Below are 16,998 nucleotides of genomic sequence, written 5' to 3'. Positions count from 1 at the left end.
ACTCCCTGTGAATCCCGACCAATTTTTAAGACAACCATGACACTCTCTTCCGCTTTTTCCACACTGGGCCTGGCCCTGCTGCTGGGCTTGCTACCGCCGACAGCGCTGGCCGGTGCTGGTCACGACCATGGCGAAGCCCCCGCCGCCGCAGCGGGCACAGCCCTGCCGCGCTTTGCTGCTACCTCCGACCTGTTTGAACTCGTGGGCGTGCTCGACGGGCAAAAAATCGCGCTCTATCTGGACCATGCGGGTGACAACAGCCCCGTGAAAGACGCCCGGCTGGAGCTGGACATTGCAGGCACCAGCGTGCCCGTCACCCGCGTGGCCGAGGGCGAGTTCCAGGCCACCCTGGCCGCGCCGCTGGCCGAGGGTGTGAGCCCCATCACCGCCACCGTGGCCGCAGGCACTGACACCGACCTGCTCGCAGGCGAGATCGACCTGCACCCCGCCGCCCACACCGATGCCGCACCGGCAGGGCTGGCCCGCCGCACTGTGCTGATTGCAGGCGCCGTGGCCGCCGTGCTGCTGTCGCTGGTCGCCGTGTGGGGACTGCGCCGGGGCCGTGCTGCCCGCATGGGCAACAACCAGCGCGTGGGAGGTGCCGCATGAAGCGCTTCCACCCCATGCCCTCTTTGCTAGCCCTGCTCATGGCTGCCGCGCTCAGCGCTCCCCTGCCTGCCCTGGCAGGCCCCGGCCACGACCATGGCGACGCGCCACCCACGCCCACCGGCAACGGCCCCAGCCGCCAGCCCGATGGCAGCGTGTTTCTGCCCAAGCCCGCGCAGCGCCAACTGGGCGTACGCACTGTGGTGGCAGCCACCGGGCAGCACGCCAAGGCTTTTGAACTGGCGGGCACTGTGGTGATGGACCCCAACGCAGGCGGCAAGGTGCAGGCCGTGCTGGCCGGGCGGCTGGAGGCCGGGCCCAAGGGCCTGCCGGGCGTGGGCCAGGTGGTGCGCAAGGGCGAGGTGCTGGCCTATGTGGTGCCCACGGCGGGCGCCATCGAGCGCTCCAACCAGCTGGCCCAGCAGGCCGAGCTGCGCGCTGCCCGCGACCTCGCCGCGCGGCGCGTGGCGCGCCTGACGGAGCTGGCAGACACCGTGCCGCGCAAGGACATCGAGGCCGCTGAGAGCGAGCTGCACAGCCTCACCCAGCGCCTTGGCGCCGTGGGCGCGGGCCTGGCCACACGCGATGCGCTGGTGGCCCCCGTTTCGGGCGTGATCGCTTCGGCCAATGCCGTGGCGGGCCAGGTGGTGGATGCGCGCGAACTGGTGTTCGAGGTGGTAGACCCATCGCGCCTGCGCATCGAGGCCCTGGCCTACGACCCGGCACAGGCCCAGAGCGTGGCCGGTGCCACGCTGGCCGTGGCCGGGCAGCGCGTGCCGCTGCGCTTTGTGGGCGCGGCGCGCAGCCTGCGTGATCAGGCGCAGCCGCTGCAGTTTGTGGGCGACTCGTCTGCGCTTGGCACCTTGGCCCTGGGCCAGCCGGTGCGCGTGTTCGTGCAGTCCACCGACAAGGTCGATGGCGTGCAAGTGCCCGCTGCCGCGCTGCTGCGCAGCCCGGCCAACCAGACCATCGTTTGGGTCAAGGAGTCGCCCGAGCGCTTTGTGCCCCGGGTGGTCACGGCGGTGCCGCTGGATGGCACCTCGGTGGCCGTGACCTCGGGCCTGCAGCCCGGCGACCGCGTGGCCACGCAGGGCGCCACGCTCATCAACCAGGTCCGCTAAGGAGTCACGATGTTCAAGTGGCTTCTCGAAAACAGCCTGGTCAACCGGCTGCTGGTGCTCATCGCCGCCGCCGTACTCATGGCCTACGGCGCCTTCACGCTCTCGCGCACGCCGGTGGACGTGTTCCCTGATCTCAACAAACCCACCGTCACCCTCATGACCGAGGCGGGCGGCATGGCCGCTGAAGAGGTGGAGCAGCTCATCACCTTCCCGCTGGAGACCACGATGAACGGCCTGCCCGGTGTGGAGAGCGTGCGCTCCACCTCCAGCGCGGGGCTGTCGTTCATCTACGTCACCTTTGACTGGAGTACCGACATCTACCGCGCGCGGCAGATGGTGTCCGAACGCCTGTCGTCCATGGAAGAAGGCCTGCCCAGCGGCATCACTCCGCGCATGGGGCCCATCAGCTCCATCATGGGCGAGATCATGCAGGTTGCCATCCCCATCGACGCGGCCAAGACCACGCCCATGGCCGTGCGCGAGTACGCCGACTGGGTGCTGCGCCCGCGCCTCATGGCCATCCCTGGCGTGGCGCAGGTGATCCCCATCGGTGGCGAGGTGCGCCAGTTCCAGGTGCTGCCCGACACGGCGCGCATGGCAGCGCTGGGCATCACGCACGACCAGCTCACGGGCGCGCTCAAGGGCTTTGCGGCCAATACCTCGGGCGGGTTTCTGGAGCTGGGCGGGCGCGAATACCTCATCCGCCACCTGGGCCGCACCTCGCGGCTCGAAGACCTGCAGAACCTGGCCCTCACCGCCAAAAACGGCCAGAGCGTGCTGCTGGGCCAGGTGGCAGATGCCACCTTTGCCGCCGCCACCAAGCGCGGCGACGCAGGCTTCGAAGGGCAGGGCGCCGTCATCCTCGGCATCCAGAAGCAGCCCACGGCCGACACCATCGGGCTCACGCGCAGCATTGAAGCCGCGCTGATGGACCTGAAAAATTCGCTGCCCGCAGGCATGGAGGCGCCGCGCGTCACCTTCCGTCAGGCAAGCTTCATCGAGGCATCGGTCACCACGCTGCAGGGCAAGCTCATGGGCGCCTCGGTGTTTGTGGCGGTGATTTTGTTCGTGTTCCTCGGCACGCTCAGGCCCACGGTGATTGCGCTCACGGCCATCCCGGTGTCCATCTTCATCACGGCGCTGGTGTTCAAGTATTTCGGCCTGTCGATCAACACCATGACGCTGGGCGGCCTGGCCATTGCCATTGGCGGCCTGGTGGACGACGCGGTGGTCGATGTGGAAAACGTGCTGCGCCGCCTGAAGATGGACCGCGCCAAACACCCCCACCACCGCCTGCACCCCATCGAGGTGGTCAAGCTCGCGTCCATGGAAGTGCGCTCGGGCATCCTGTATGCCACGGCCATCATCGTGCTGGTGTTCTTGCCGCTGTTTGCGCTGCCGGGCATCGAGGGGCGGCTGTTTGTGCCGCTGGGCATTGCGTTCATCGTGTCCACGCTGGCATCGCTGCTGGTGTCGGTCACGGTCACGCCGGTGTTAGCTTTCTACCTGCTGCCGCGCATGAAGAACCTGGACCATGGCGACACGCGCGTGGTGGCTTGGCTCAAGGCGCGCTACCGCAACGGGCTCTCGGCCGTGCTGGCACGCCCGCGCACGGCCCTGGCCGTGAGTGCGGTGGCGGTGGCGCTGTCGGCAGCGGCGGTGCCGTTCTTCCCCACCACCTTCCTGCCGCCGTTCAACGAAGGCACGCTGCTCGTCGGCATGCGGCTCAACCCCGGCGTCACCCTGGCCGAATCAAGCGCGCTGGCCCGCCAGGCCGAGGTGCTGGTGCGCCAGGTGCCCGAGGTCACGCACGTGGGCCGGCGCAGTGGCCGCGCCGAGCTCGATGAACATGCCGAAGGCGTGCACGTGAGCGAGCTGGATGTGGGCCTGCTGCCTGCGGCCGAGCTCAAGCGCAGCATGGCCGAGGTGCAGGCCGACATCCGCAGCCGCCTGGCGCACCTGCCCGCCGCCATCGCCATCGGCCAGCCCATCTCGCACCGCATCGACCACATGCTCTCGGGCGTGCGCTCGCAGATCGCCATCAAGCTCTTTGGCGACGACCTGGACACGCTGCGCGGCCAGGCCGAGGCCCTGCGCGCGCGGCTGGCGGGCATCCCCGGCCTGGCCGATCTTGAGGTGGAAAAACAGGTGCTGGCGCCGCAGATCACCGTGCGCGTGGACTACGCCGCCGCTGCACAAATGGGCGTGCCCGCACCCCAGGTGCTGGCCGCGCTGCAGACGCTGGTGGAGGGCGAGAAAGTGGCCCAGGTGGTGGAAGGCAGTCGCCGCTTTGCGCTGGTGGTGCGCCTGCCCGACAGCGCACGCTCCATCGACGGCCTGGCGCGCGTGCTCATCGACACGCCCCGCGGCCCCGTGCCCCTGTCACGCCTGGCCACCATCGAAGAGGGCGATGGCCCCAACCAGATCAGCCGCGACGATGGCAAGCGCCGCATCGTACTGTCGGCCAACGCGCAGGGCAGGGCGCTGTCCGACGTGGTGGCCGACATCCGCCAGGCCGTGGCCGACACGCGCCTGCCCGAGGGCTACTTCATCACCCTGGGTGGCCAGTTCCAGGCGCAGGAAGAAGCCAGCCGCCTGGTGGGCCTGCTCGCCGTGGTCTCGCTGGTGCTGATGTTCGTGGTGCTGTACACGCGCTACCGCTCGGCCACGCTCTCGGCCCTCATCATGGCCAACATCCCGCTGGCGCTGGTGGGTGCGGTGCTGGGGTTGTGGGTGTCGGGCCAGCCGCTGTCGGTGGCGGCGCTGATTGGCTTCATCACACTGGCGGGCATCTCGGTGCGTAACGGCATTTTGAAGGTGAGCCACTACCTCAACCTGATGCGCGTGGAAGGCGAGCGCTTTGACACCGCCATGATCGTGCGCGGCTCGCTAGAGCGCTTGAGCCCCGTGCTGATGACCGCCCTGGTCACCGCCTTTGCCCTGGCCCCGCTGCTGCTGGAGGCCGAGCGCCCCGGCACCGAAATCCTGCACCCGGTGGCGGTGGTGATCTTCAGCGGCCTCATCAGCTCCACGCTGCTCGACACCTTCCTCACCCCGGCCCTGTTCTGGCTGTTTGGCCGCAAAGACGCCGAACGCCTGCTGGACGACAAGAACGCCGAGGCGTTCTGAGCTTTTCTTGTTTTGTACTTGTTCTCTTTATTTGTTCGTTTGCTTTTTCATTCACCCTTTGAAAGGACTCCCATGAAAACCACCCGCCAACTTTTCGCCGCCCTGGCCCTCGCAGCTGTGGCCACCACCGCCGCTTACGCCGCTGGCGACCACGGCGCAGGCCACGACCACAAGCCCCAACACGGCGGCATCGTGGCCGAAGCCAACGACATGGACTACGAACTCGTCGCCAAGCCCGACACCATCACCCTGCACCTGCGCGACCACGGCAAACCCGCCAAAACCGAGGGCGTGAGCGCCAAGCTCACCCTGCTCAACGGCACCGAAAAATCCGAGGCTGTGCTTGTACCGGCAGGCGAGGGCAGGCTCGAAACCAAAGGTATCTTCAAGGTCGCAGCAGGCACCAAGGTGGTGGCGCTGGTGACGCTGCCGGGCAAGAAGGCGGCGAATGTGCGGTTTGCGGTGAAGTAAACAGTCGCGCAAGAGAGGGCGTCTTGAACAATGCGTCGCTGCGTCGGCCTTGCTGGCGCAGCGGCGTGTGTCCACCAATAAGCCCAGATAGTTGCTTGTAGCGTTGGTGGCGTGATCAACTAATTTTGAAGATAAATTAGGATATAGCGCTTGTCAATAAAGCGCTGAATGCTATCAAAATAATAGTTAGTGACGTGGTGAAAGACCCGAGGCACTCACCGGCACCCGTCGGCAGTCGAAGCTTCCGATAGTGACTTACCTGAGTTTTCCAACCGTTCCTGCCGCCGCGGTACTACAAATTGGCCTCCACCGCTTGCATATCGACGCTGCATACCCTAGATGGATTGCCACGGCGGCGCCACATGGAAAAGTAACCAGCACCGCGCCTACCAAGGCTTGAGTATTGACGCTTCCTGCAGCAAATGCCGCCAGGGCGTTGGGCACAAACCTTGACCCAATGACTGCGGCCCACAACACAGGCGGCCCGAGAACAAGCCACGCGGCAACCGTGCTTCCGCTGTTCATCCAAACAAGGAAGGCGGCATACAGCAACCAAACGAACCAGAAGGCGAGAGTCAGCGTGCCTGCCAAACCAAGCTCCAGAATCCCCCAAAGGCCCAGTAGAACCAGCGCGACGAAATGACCGACTATTGTTGTTTGCTTACTCATATGAGACTTAACTTTTGACACGAGGGGGAGGACCGAGACCGCCCTCCGCTACTGGAAGGGTGGGAACCAGCAGTTGTGCAGCGCGATCTGGACTTCGGCTTACGCCTGCGTCGCCGATGGCCAGCCCATCCGTGCGGCAGTACGCAGATTGGACTGAACGACCAGGCGATGAAACGGAGCAATGAGAAGAATGTAGAGACGACCCAAGCGATTGTTGCAATGGACGACGGTCGACAGAGTCAAGTGACGTTGGGCTCCCGGCGACGACTGACCAGAACACAGAACAGAAAGCCTGAAGTCCAGGTGCTTGTCCTCTTCTCCAAAAACAACTTCAGTGGGGCTCGTGCTGTAGACCTTGAAGATACTGAGTCGCTCCGCTCCGCTCTGTGCCTCCAGTGAGGCGAGATGCCTGGCTGTCTTGAGGCCGAACCCAGCCACCAGCGCGTCTCGAACGGCCATCAGGCCGCCGATCCAGGGTGCTTGGTGAGCGAACATGAACCTCGCCAACTGTTCGGGATTGGTCGACGCTCCGGGAGGCAGCTCGATCGAGTAAGCGTCGACAAGATGGGGCGATGCGTAGATGTTGGCAATCGCCGACTCTGACGGAAGCGGTACAGAGGTTACGTGATGGTGTTTGGTGGGCATGGTTGCGGTCAAGGTTTGATTTGGGGGCTCACGGCAAAAAGAAGAATGAGAGTTCAGGTGAGCCACCCGCGTCCCGCGGCAAACAACAACCCTGCAACCACGAGCAACGCCCACAGGGGCGATGCAGGTAAGGCCACGATGCCCAGAACGGCTACCACGAGCAGGTACAGCCCGATCAACCCCAAGGTTTCAAAATTCCCTGCTTGCGCAGCCCGCAATGCGAGGTGTCCGCATAAGACGAGCGCTGGGCCCAGGAGCGTGAACCAGAAGGCCAGACGACGCGTGTCATCCACTTTGAATGTGTCAAAAATTCCCTCGTGCAGCGCCGCCAGGAATGGCTGCTTGAACCTGACGAAACCCATCACGATGTGCAAAAAACCGAGGGCTATGAGAGCCCAGGCAGCAGCTGTCTTCCAGTTATTGATCATAAATCCATTCGATGAATAAAGTGAATTTATATCTATAAATTAGAAATATTTGTATTTTTAAGAATAGTAAATTTCGATTGTGGTGCGGGCACGACGCGCGTCTAGCGGTCAACGTCGGCAGGAACCCGCTGTATGCATAGGCATCACCGGTGCGCGCGTGCACCCGTAGCGGGCTTTGAACAGGCTGGGGTCCCATTGCCCGCAGCACCCTGCCACTTCACGCGCTCGGCCATCGCGATCTAACGCGCGTTCCGGCATTTCCCTGAAAAAACCCAGGCGCGCGCTGATGGGCGTGTTGTCGCGGTGCAAGACGGTGGTTTCAACCGGAAGATGTCCCTTTCAGGCCGCTGCAGAGGGAAATAGGCAAGACCTTCATGCAGCTCGCGCAGGTTCGCCACAAACCGAACCCGGGCCCGGCAGGGTTCAGTCGGCGCGACAGTCATATTCATGTCAGTGATGTGAAACATCACCAGCGTTCCATTGACTGATATTGCTCAAACACGAATGATCGGTCTCCAGGCGCTGGGTGCATCCGTACCGGCCCCGACTGACTGGCTATGACAATAGAAGGAGACGCCTCATGCATGAATGCCCCGTCACCGTGTTCCCGCAGCAGATTCGCTGGGAGACGGACGGCACCAGCCGCATTCCCTTTCAGGCCTATACCGATGAGGCGCTGTACCGCAAGGAACTGGACCGTTTGTTCTACAACGGGCACTGGTGTTATGTCGGCCTGGAGGCAGAGATTCCCAACGCGGGGGATTTCAAGCGCACGGTGATCGGCGAGCGTTCGGTGCTGCTGGTGCGCGACAAGGATGCTTCGATCCATGTGGTGGAAAACGTCTGCGCCCATCGGGGCATGGCGTTTTGCCGTGAGCGGCATGGCAACCGGGAGAGCCTGACCTGCCCGTACCACCAGTGGAACTACACCCTGTCGGGTGACTTGCAGGGTGTGCCGTTTCGGCGCGGCGTGAAGCAGGATGGCAAGGTCAATGGCGGCATGCCTGCGGACTTCAATCCGGCCGAGCATGGGCTGACCAAGCTCAAGGTGGCGACCCGTGGCGGCGTGGTGTTTGCGTCGTTTGACCACAGCGTGGAGCCGCTGGAGGAATTCTTGGGCCCCACCATCCTGGGCTACTTTGACCGGCTGTTCAATGGCCGCAAGCTCACCGTCCTGGGCTACAACCGCCAGCGCATTCCGGGCAACTGGAAGCTGATGCAAGAGAACATCAAGGACCCGTACCACCCCGGCCTGCTGCACACCTGGTTCGTTACCTTTGGGCTCTGGCGTGCAGACAACAAGTCCCAATTGCTGATGGATGCGCAACACCGCCACGCGGCCATGGTCTCGACCCGTGGCGCGGCGGGCAAGGCGGCGGATGTGACGCAGGTGTCCAGCTTCAAGGCGGGCATGGAGCTGAACGACCCGCGCTTTCTGGACATTGCGCAGGAGGATTGGTGGGCGGGCCCGGCCCCCGCAGCCAGCGGGGAGGGCGCTGCGGTGCCGAACGCACCGGCATCGGTGCCCACGGCGGTGATGATGACCGTGTTCCCCAGCGTGATCTTTCAGCAGCAGGTCAACAGCGTGTCCACGCGCCACATCCAGCCCGATGGCAAGGGCGCTTTCGATTTTGTCTGGACGCACTTTGGCTTTGAAGACGACAGCGAAGCAATGACGCAGCGCCGCCTGCGCCAGGCCAATCTGTTCGGCCCGGCGGGCTTTGTGTCGGCCGACGATGGGGAGGTGATCGAGTGGTCGCAAGAAGGCTTTGAGACCAAGCCTGCGCACCGCACGCTGGCCGAGCTGGGGGGGCGCGAGGTGGGCGACACGGACCACATGGTGACCGAGACGCTGATCCGGGGCATGTACGAATACTGGCGCAAGGTGATGGAGGCGGAGGCTTGACCATGGACTTCCAGACCTACTTCGAACTGAACCAGCTCTATGCCCGCTACGCCCGCGCACTCGACGCGGCGGACTGGGAGGCGTGGCCTGAGTTTTTCATCGACCACTGCGTGTACAAGCTGCAGCCGCGCGAGAACCACGAGCGCGGGTTTCCGCTGGCCACGCTGGCGTTTGACAGCAAGGGCATGTTGAAAGACCGCGTCTATGGCATCCGCGAGACGCTGTTCCACGACCCCTACTACCAGCGCCATGTGGTGGGTGTGCCGCTGGTGCACAAGGTGGATGCGGATGGCCGCATCCACTGCGAGGCCAACTATGCGGTGCTGCGCACGCGCCTGTCGAAGGAATCGACGGTGTTCAACGTGGGGCGCACGCTGGACGAGGTGGTGCCCACGCCCGAGGGGCTGAAGTTCGCGTCGCGCCTCGTCGTCTACGACAGCGAGATGATCCCCAACTCGCTGATCTACCCCATCTGAGGAGCCGCCATGACGACGAACTGGATTGACGCCGCCGGGCAGGACGATGTGCCGCAGGATGACGTGATTGGCCTGGCCGTGGCCGGGCGCGACATTGCGCTGTATGGCGTGGGCGGCGAGGTGTTTGCCACCGACAACATGTGCACCCACGGCCATGCGCGCCTGTGCGATGGGTTTCTGGAAGGGCACGAGATCGAGTGCCCGCTGCACCAAGGCAAGTTTGACGTGCGCAACGGCAAACCCACCTGCGCGCCCGTCACCGAGCCGCTGCGCAGCTACCCCGTGAAGATCGAGGGCGGCCGCGTGTGGCTGGCCCTGGAATGAGAAGCTGAGCGCAGCAACCCCTCTCAAGGAGACCCCCATGACTGCCGAGCGACCTGAGGTCGGAGCTGCTGCATTGCCGGATGGCAGTGCAGGCGCCCGTCCGATCCACACCATCGTGATCATTGGCGCGGGCCAAGCGGGCGGCTGGGCGGCGCAGACGCTGCGCAGCGAAGGCTTCACGGGCCGCCTGGTGCTGGTCGGTGAAGAGTTGCACCCGCCACACGAACGGCCACCGCTGTCCAAGGCCGTGCTGTCGGGCGCGGCCTTGCCCGCGACGACCTGGCTCATGAAGCCCGATGCCTTCAGCGCCCTGGGCGTTGAATGGCGGCCCGGAACGCAGGTGCAACGCATCGACCGCACCACCCGGCAAGTGCTGCTGGCGGATGGCGCAGCATTGCCCTACGACAAGCTGATTCTGTGCACGGGAGGGCGTGCGCGCCAACTCGATGTGCCAGGTGCCGACCGGGTGCAGCTGCACACGCTGCGCACCATTGAAGACGCGCAGGCGTTGGCGCCCACCTTGGCCCCCGGCCGCAGCGTGGTGGTGGTGGGCGGCGGCTGGATCGGCCTGGAAGTGACGGCCACGGCGCGCCAGCAGGGCGCGGACGTGGTGGTGGTGGAGACGCAAAGCCGCCTGTGCGAACGCACCGTGCCCGCCGAAATTTCCGACTATCTGCGGGCCTTGCACAGTGCGCAGGGCACGCGCGTGCTGCTGGGCACTGGCGTGCGGGGCTTTGCCCGTGCTGCAGATGGCCGCTCGGAGGTCTTGCTGGCCGATGGCAGCGCGCTGGCGTGCGACACCATCGTGCTGGGCATTGGCCTGGTGCCCAACGACGAGCTGGCGCGCGAGGCGGGCCTGGCCTGCGATGGCGGCGTGCGGGTTGATGCCCAGTGCCGCACGTCCGACCCCGACATCCTGGCTGCAGGCGATGTGGCCGTGGCACCCAACCCGTGGGCGGGGCGCAGCCTGCGGCTGGAATCGTGGCAGAACGCGCAGGAGCAGGGCATGGCTGCTGCGCGATCTGCCCTGGGCCAGGCAGTGGACTACCAGCCGCTGCCATGGTTCTGGTCTGACCAGTACGGCATGAACCTGCAGATCTACGGCATGCCCACGCCTGCGCACCGCGTGGTGCAGCGCGGCGATGCGGCCAGCGGCAGCTTTGTGCTGTTCTACCTGGCGGGCGATGTGGTGCAGGCCGCCGTAGGGGCCAACGCAGCGCGCGACCTGCGTTTTGCCCGCAGGCTGATCGAGCAGCGCAAGCCGGTGGATGCCGAGCGGCTGGCCGACCTGAACACGCCGATGGCAAAGCTGTGAACCCAACTGGATGCCGAGCAGCACCGGGGCCCGCACCCGCACCCAAGCCCACCTGAACCGACCACGACAACCCGCTAAGGAAACCACCGATGACCGCAACCACGTCAACCACTTACCTCTGGACCCCGCCCCCCGTCTATTCGCTGCCTGTGCGTGGCCGCAGCGAGCGCCTGCCCATCCACCGGCTGTTCTTTGTGGGCCGGAACTACCACGCACATGCGGTTGAGATGGGGCGCCCGGTGGACAAGGCGGTGGAAGTGCCGTTCTATTTCACCAAGGCACCGTCCACGCTGGTCGAGTCTGGCGCGACCGTGGCCTACCCACCCGGCACTCAGAACTACCACCACGAAATGGAACTGGTGCTGGCCATTGGTGCGCCCGGCTTTCGTGTGAGCGAGGCAGATGCGCCCCGCCTTGTCTATGGCTATGCCTGTGGCCTGGACATGACGCGCCGCGACCTGCAGCTGGTGGCGCGCGACAAGGGCCGGCCTTGGGACCTGGGCAAGGATGTGGAGCAGTCTTCCGTGGTCTCCGAGATCGTGCCCATGCCGCAGGTGGTGCTGGGCCAGGGCAACCTGGAGCTGTCGGTCAATGGCACCGTGCGCCAGAAGTCCGACCTGTCCAAGCTGATTTGGAATATCCCCGAGCTGATTGCCGACCTGTCCAAGTTCTACCACCTGCAGCCGGGTGACCTGATCTTCACCGGCACGCCCGAGGGCGTAGGCCCCGTGCTGGCAGGCGACCGCATTGAAGGCCACATTGAAGGCGTGGGCAGCATCGTGCTCCACGTTGGCCCGGCGGAATAAGAAAAAACCACATCCAGGAGGCAACCCCACCATGACCACCGACCTCACGCCTTCCCCCGTGCGGCTGCACGCCGTTGCGGGCAAGGGCCAGCCCGATCCGACGCCCGAGCTGGAGCAGCTGTACCGGGGCTTTGAGCAAGAGCTGCTGGTACCGCTCTGGACGCAGATTGGCGACCTGATGCCCCGCCAGCCCCAATCCAAGGCCGTGCCGCACTTGTGGCGCTGGGACCGCTTGAAGGCCCTGGCCGCACAGGCGGGCGCCATCGTGCCCGTGGGTCGTGGCGGGGAGCGTCGTGCGATTGCGCTGGCCAACCCGGCGCTGGGCGGGCGCCCCTTTGCCACGCCCACGCTGTGGGCCGCCATTCAGTACCTGATGCCTGGCGAAGACGCCCCCGAGCACCGGCACACGCAGCACGCGTTTCGTTTTGTGGTGGAAGGCGAGGGCGTCTGGACCGTGGTGAATGGCGATGCCGTGCGCATGTCGCGGGGCGACTTTTTGCCCCAGGCCGGCTGGAACTGGCATGCCCACCACAACGCTGCCACCGAGCCCATGGCCTGGATCGACGGCTTGGACATTCCGTTCTCGTACTACACCGAGAGCCAGTTCTTCGAAGTGGGGCGCGAGAAGCTCCCGCCCGCCGAGCGCACCACCGCCGAGCGTTCTTATTCCGAAAGGCTGTGGGGCCACCCGGGCCTGCGCCCGGTATCGATGGTGCAGGCGCAGCCCGCCACGCCCCTGCTGGCCTACCGCTGGGTGGATACCGACCGCGCGCTGGCCGATCAGCTGGTGCTGGAGGACGAAGGCCAGGCAGGCACGCTGAGCCCCGGGCATGCAGCAGTGCGCTTTACCAACCCCACCACCGGCGCCGATGTGCTGCCCACGATGCGGACCGAAATGCACCGCGTGCGCGCAGGCGGCGCAACGCGGGTGCACCGCGAGGTGGGGTCGTCGGTGTTCCAGGTGTTTGACGGCAGCGGCACCGTCACGGTGGGTGAACGCACCTGGCAGGTGGCGCGGGGCGACTTGTTTGTGGTGCCGTCGTGGCAACCGTTCTCGGCCCAGGCATCGGCCGCTGGCGCGCTGGACCTGTTCCGCTTCAGCGACGCGCCGATTTTTGAGGCGCTGTACAGCCACCGTGTGCAAGTCACTGTTTGATCCATCACTCACCAAGCCGGATTCGGCTTTCATAAAACCAAGGAGACACCCCCCATGCTGACCGCCATTCGTTCACAGATTTTTAAACCCGCTCTGGCGCTTTGCGCGCTGGCCCTTGTGGCCGCCGCGAGCGTGCCCAACGCCGTGGCGCAGACCTTTCCTGCCAAGCCCGTCCGCTCCGTCGCGCCGTATTCGCCCGGCAGTGGCCCTGACGCGGTGATGCGCATCCTCAGCGAGCGCCTGTCGCGCAACTGGGGGCAGCAACTTGTCATCGACAACAAGCCGGGTGCCAACGGTTTCATCGCCATCGGCGATGCCAAGCGCGCTGCGCCAGATGGCTACACGCTGCTGCAGGTGGACAACACGCACATGGCCCTGCAGCCGCATGTGTTCAAGCAACTGCCCTATGACCCGATCAAAGATTTCGAGCCCGTCGCTCCGGTGTATTTCACGAACTTCTTTGTGGTGGTGGCGGCCAACTCGCCCTGGAAGGATGTGGGCGATTTGATCAAGGCGGCCAAGGCGGCGCCGGGCGACATCACCTACGGCTCCTGGGGCATCGGCAGCGTGGCCCATGTGGGCGCGGCAAGTCTGGAGGCAGCAACGGGCACAAAGATGATGCATGTGCCGTACAAGGACATGGGCAGCGTCTACACCTCTGTGGCCACAGGCGACATCAAGTGGGCGTTTGGCACGGCGGCGACGGCCGGGCCCATGTACCAGGCCAAGAAGGTGAAGTTTCTGGCCCTGGCTGCGCCCCAGCGTCTGGCGGGCTTCACCGACATTCCGACCATGGGCGAAGCGGGCGGCCCGGCCGGGTTTGAAGTGAAGACCTGGGTGGGCCTGTTCGCGCCTGCTGGCACGCCGAAGGCCGCCATCGAGAAGATCAATGCCGACGTGGGCAAGGTGCTGGCCACTTCAGAGGTCAAGGAGCGCCTGGCGACCTTCGGGTTTGAGCCCTACATTGGCCTGCCCGCCGAACTCACCAAGGCCATCGAACGCGATTCGCGCACGTTTGGTGAAGTCGTCAAGCGCGCCAAGATTGCCCTGGACTGACCATGAAGCTCTATTCCTTCTTCCGCAGCGGAACCTCCTACCGCTTGCGCATCGCGCTCAACCTCAAGGGGCTGGCCTACGAACAGGTTGCGGTCGATTTGCGGCGCGAGGAACATCTGGGCGATGCCTTCAAGGCCATCAACCCGCAGCAGTTGGTGCCCGTGCTGGAGGCCGACGAGCGCCTGATGATCCAGTCGCCCGCCATCATCGAGTGGCTTGAAGAGCGCTATTCCAGCCCACCGCTGCTGCCCGGCGATGCAGGCGATCGTGCCCAGGTGCGCGCTCTGGCGGCCATCGTGGGCTGCGACATCCATCCCATCAACAACCGCCGCATTCTGGAGGCGCTGCGCCATCGCTTTGGTGCCGACGAGGCTGCCGTGAACGACTGGTGCGGCACCTGGATCAGCGCGGGCTTGGACGCCATCGAGGCGCTGTTGTTGAAGGACCCGCATCGCGGTGATTTCTGCTTTGGCAGCACCCCCACGCTGGCCGATGTGTACCTGGTGCCCCAGGTGGAGAGCGCGCGCCGCTTCAAGGTGGACTTGTCACGCTGGCCGCTAATCCAGGCAGTGGACGCTGCTTGCGGGCAACTGGAAGCGTTCCGCAAGGCGGCGCCCAGTGCGCAGCCAGATGCGGGCTGAGCTTGTCGAAGCCCCTCGCGGCGCTTCGACCGCGCTGAGTGAGCGGTTCAAGTGGATTCTGACGACTCCAAGAGCCTCATTCCGTTTCCAAATCATTCGTGTCTAGGCGCGAAGCCGCAGACAGTGCTGTGGCACGGCAAGGCGAAGCAACAACGATACGGATGATTTGGAGACGGAATCAGTCGCCCTGCATGTAAAAAGCCTCGGCATGGAGGTGCGCCGCCTCCAGGCCTTTGCCCAGCGCCAGCAGTGTGGTGGTCTCCACCATCGGCGGCGATCCGCACAGGTACGCCTGCCAGCCGCGCAGGCTTGCGTGGTCCTGCTCGATGGCCTGGGTCACCAGCCCGCGCCGCTGCGTGGCAGGGTCGGCGCCCGAGGCCACCACCACATGCATCTGCAGGGCAGGGTGCACGCTGCGCAGATGGTCCAGCCATGCCAGGCCATACAGCTCGCGCGGCGAGCGCAGGCCGAAGTACAGGTGAATGGGGTTGCGCATGCCCGCAGCCACCGCGCCGCGCACCACCGACAGCACCGACGCCAGCCCGGTGCCCCCAGCCACGCACAGCATGGGCCCCGTGTGCTGTTGGCGCAGATACGCCGCACCCAGCGGCCCGCTGACCTTGACCTTGTCCCCCACCTTCAGCTGCCCGGCGATGTAGCCGCTGACCCGGCCCTGGGGCATGAGCTGTATGTGGAACTCCAGCAGCGGCTCGCCGGGCAGGTTTGCCATGGAGTAGGGGCGCACATGCGTTGGCGTGAACCCCAGCTGCATGTACTGCCCCGGTGAAAACGCAATGGGTTTTGCCACCTTGAGCAGCAGGCGCCGGATGTCTGCCGCCAGCGGTTCGATGGCCACCACGGTGGCCTTGGCCACGCGCGCACGATGCACCACGGCCTCTTCGGGGGCGGGTACTTCGATGGTGCAGGGCTCGGTCACATAGGTCTGGCAAGCCAGCACGGCACCGTCCACGCCGTCCAGCGGGCGCTGCTGCTCGCGCCCGCCATCGAGCACCTCACCAGACAGCACCCGGCAGCGGCAGATTCCGCAGCGCCCAGAAAGGCACGAATACGACATCGGAACCTGCGCCGCGCGCAGGGCGTCGAGCAGGTTCACGCCGGGCTCGGCGCGGATCACGCGGTTAAGCGGCTGAACGAGGATGTCCATGGCGGGCTGCGTTCGATTTCATCCAGCCCATTGTGCCCACGAAAGCGCCTGCGAATCACTGGCTGCAATACCATCGCCACTTCATATCACCCGAGCTGATGGAGTGGCGATGGAGCTATCGGATATCGACCTGAACCTGCTGGTGCTGTTTCAGCAACTCATGGTCGAGCGGCGCGTTTCCAAGGTGGCCGACAACCTGGGGCTGACGCAGCCTGCCGTGAGCAACGCGCTGGCCAAGCTGCGGCGCATTTTTGGCGACGAGCTGTTCCTGCGCACCTCGGGCGGCATGGTGCCCACGCCTTTTGCCGAGCAATTGGGCGAGTCCGTGGGGTATGCGCTGGGCATGATCCACAGCGGGCTGAACCAGCGCACACAGTTCACGCCCGCAACGCTCAAGCGCACCATCACCATCGGCATGACAGACATTGGCGAGATCGTCTTCCTTCCCGCGCTGCTGGAGCGCCTGGGGCGGGAGGCGCCGGGCGTCACGCTGAACACCGTGCGCAACAACGCCGCCCATCTGCGCGAAGACATGGAGGCTGGCAAGGTGGACCTGGCCATCGGCCTGCTGCCGCAGCTGAAAGCCGGGTTCTTCCAGCGGCGCTTGTTCCGCCAGCGTTATGTGTGCCTGTTCCGCAAAGGCCACGCGCTGGACCGGCCCAAGCTGCTGTTGTCGGACTACAAGGCGGCAGAGCACCTGGTGATCGTGTCTGCGGGCACGGGGCACGGCAAGGTGGATGAGCTGATCCAGAAGGCTGGCATTGACCGCCTGGTGCGGCTGAGCGTGCCGCACTTTGTGAGCGTGGGCCACATCCTCCAAAGCACGGCGCTGGTGGCGACGGTGCCCGAGCGGCTGGCGCTCAAGCTGGTCGAGCCCTTTGGCCTGGTGGTGCGCACGCACCCCGTCAAACTGCCTGACGCGCCCATCAGCATGTTCTGGCACGCCAAGGTGCACCGCGAACCCGTCAATCAGTGGCTGCGCGGGATGGTGTTTGAGCTGTTTGGGGGCGACGGTACCGTTGGCGGTGGGTTACCGTGATCTGTGGGTTGAGCCAGCGGCGCACGCCAGGTTGCGCCGTTCGTT

The 16,998-nt window shown here is 65.3% G+C and carries 16 protein-coding genes; 13 read left to right on the top strand and 3 right to left on the bottom strand.

Going from position 1 to position 16,998, the window contains the following annotated elements:
• Positions 1-36 precede the first annotated feature (36 nt).
• The 4 genes from ACTJKQ_RS01410 to ACTJKQ_RS01395 all read left to right on the top strand — a co-directional run bounded on the left by ACTJKQ_RS01410 (position 37) and on the right by ACTJKQ_RS01395 (position 5,327).
• Positions 37-609 carry a hypothetical protein gene (locus ACTJKQ_RS01410; RefSeq protein ID WP_436075498.1) on the top strand — a complete coding sequence of 191 codons (573 nt, stop codon included), beginning with the start codon at positions 37-39 and terminating at the stop codon, positions 607-609.
• Positions 606-1,727: an efflux RND transporter periplasmic adaptor subunit gene (locus ACTJKQ_RS01405; protein WP_436075497.1), complete on the top strand. Its 1,122-nt coding sequence runs from the start codon at positions 606-608 to the stop codon at positions 1,725-1,727. The genes ACTJKQ_RS01410 and ACTJKQ_RS01405 overlap by 4 nt, the downstream gene beginning before the upstream one ends.
• Positions 1,728-1,736: 9 nt before the next feature.
• Complete coding sequence (locus ACTJKQ_RS01400; protein WP_440595762.1) at positions 1,737-4,856, top strand: efflux RND transporter permease subunit; 3,120 nt, start codon at positions 1,737-1,739, stop codon at positions 4,854-4,856.
• A gap of 72 nt (positions 4,857-4,928) precedes the next feature.
• A complete protein-coding gene (locus ACTJKQ_RS01395; protein WP_440595761.1) occupies positions 4,929-5,327 on the top strand; it encodes a hypothetical protein in 399 nt (132 codons plus the stop codon).
• A 768-nt stretch (positions 5,328-6,095) separates the two neighbouring features.
• Here the strand turns inward: ACTJKQ_RS01395 and ACTJKQ_RS01390 are convergent.
• Both ACTJKQ_RS01390 and ACTJKQ_RS01385 read right to left on the bottom strand, forming a co-directional pair.
• Entirely contained in the window at positions 6,096-6,641 is a 546-nt protein-coding gene (locus tag ACTJKQ_RS01390; RefSeq protein WP_440595760.1) for a DUF2867 domain-containing protein, read from the bottom strand.
• Between the two features lie 53 nt (positions 6,642-6,694).
• On the bottom strand, positions 6,695-7,069 hold the full coding sequence (locus ACTJKQ_RS01385; RefSeq protein WP_440595759.1) for a DUF6463 family protein: 375 nt from the start codon (positions 7,067-7,069) through the stop codon (positions 6,695-6,697).
• A 580-nt stretch (positions 7,070-7,649) separates the two neighbouring features.
• Here ACTJKQ_RS01385 and ACTJKQ_RS01380 point away from each other — a divergent pair.
• The 8 genes from ACTJKQ_RS01380 (at position 7,650) to maiA (ending at position 14,749) form a co-directional block, all read left to right on the top strand.
• Entirely contained in the window at positions 7,650-8,975 is a 1,326-nt protein-coding gene (locus ACTJKQ_RS01380; protein ID WP_440595758.1) for an aromatic ring-hydroxylating dioxygenase subunit alpha, read from the top strand.
• A 2-nt stretch (positions 8,976-8,977) separates the two neighbouring features.
• Positions 8,978-9,451 (top strand): aromatic-ring-hydroxylating dioxygenase subunit beta, encoded by a 474-nt coding sequence (locus tag ACTJKQ_RS01375; RefSeq protein ID WP_338799174.1) that lies wholly within the window; start codon positions 8,978-8,980, stop codon positions 9,449-9,451.
• Between the two features lie 9 nt (positions 9,452-9,460).
• Complete coding sequence (locus ACTJKQ_RS01370) at positions 9,461-9,775, top strand: non-heme iron oxygenase ferredoxin subunit (RefSeq protein WP_440595757.1); 315 nt, start codon at positions 9,461-9,463, stop codon at positions 9,773-9,775.
• Between the two features lie 37 nt (positions 9,776-9,812).
• Positions 9,813-11,090, top strand: coding sequence for an NAD(P)/FAD-dependent oxidoreductase (locus ACTJKQ_RS01365; RefSeq protein ID WP_440595756.1), 1,278 nt, complete (start codon positions 9,813-9,815; stop codon positions 11,088-11,090).
• An 89-nt stretch (positions 11,091-11,179) separates the two neighbouring features.
• On the top strand, positions 11,180-11,896 hold the full coding sequence (locus ACTJKQ_RS01360; protein WP_440595755.1) for a fumarylacetoacetate hydrolase family protein: 717 nt from the start codon (positions 11,180-11,182) through the stop codon (positions 11,894-11,896).
• A gap of 31 nt (positions 11,897-11,927) precedes the next feature.
• The gene (locus tag ACTJKQ_RS01355; protein WP_440595754.1) at positions 11,928-13,052 is read left to right on the top strand and encodes a cupin domain-containing protein; all 1,125 of its coding nucleotides are present in this window, start codon (positions 11,928-11,930) and stop codon (positions 13,050-13,052) included.
• Between the two features lie 54 nt (positions 13,053-13,106).
• Positions 13,107-14,108: a Bug family tripartite tricarboxylate transporter substrate binding protein gene (locus ACTJKQ_RS01350; protein WP_440595753.1), complete on the top strand. Its 1,002-nt coding sequence runs from the start codon at positions 13,107-13,109 to the stop codon at positions 14,106-14,108.
• A gap of 2 nt (positions 14,109-14,110) precedes the next feature.
• The gene (gene maiA, locus ACTJKQ_RS01345) at positions 14,111-14,749 is read left to right on the top strand and encodes a maleylacetoacetate isomerase (RefSeq protein WP_440595752.1); all 639 of its coding nucleotides are present in this window, start codon (positions 14,111-14,113) and stop codon (positions 14,747-14,749) included.
• Between the two features lie 178 nt (positions 14,750-14,927).
• On the opposite strand, the gene ACTJKQ_RS01340 is transcribed toward maiA, so the two are convergent.
• Positions 14,928-15,914, bottom strand: a complete 987-nt coding sequence (locus tag ACTJKQ_RS01340) for a 2Fe-2S iron-sulfur cluster-binding protein (RefSeq protein ID WP_440595751.1) — start codon at positions 15,912-15,914, stop codon at positions 14,928-14,930.
• A 109-nt stretch (positions 15,915-16,023) separates the two neighbouring features.
• Here ACTJKQ_RS01340 and ACTJKQ_RS01335 point away from each other — a divergent pair, with 109 nt between their 5' ends.
• Complete coding sequence (locus ACTJKQ_RS01335) at positions 16,024-16,953, top strand: LysR family transcriptional regulator (protein ID WP_440595750.1); 930 nt, start codon at positions 16,024-16,026, stop codon at positions 16,951-16,953.
• The last annotated feature ends 45 nt before the right edge of the window (positions 16,954-16,998 follow it).

This window comes from Acidovorax sp. 22279 (genome assembly GCF_052045435.1).
GTDB classification, from domain to species: domain Bacteria; phylum Pseudomonadota; class Gammaproteobacteria; order Burkholderiales; family Burkholderiaceae_C; genus Acidovorax; species Acidovorax delafieldii.
This window is presented reverse-complemented; position numbering and strand designations above follow the sequence as displayed.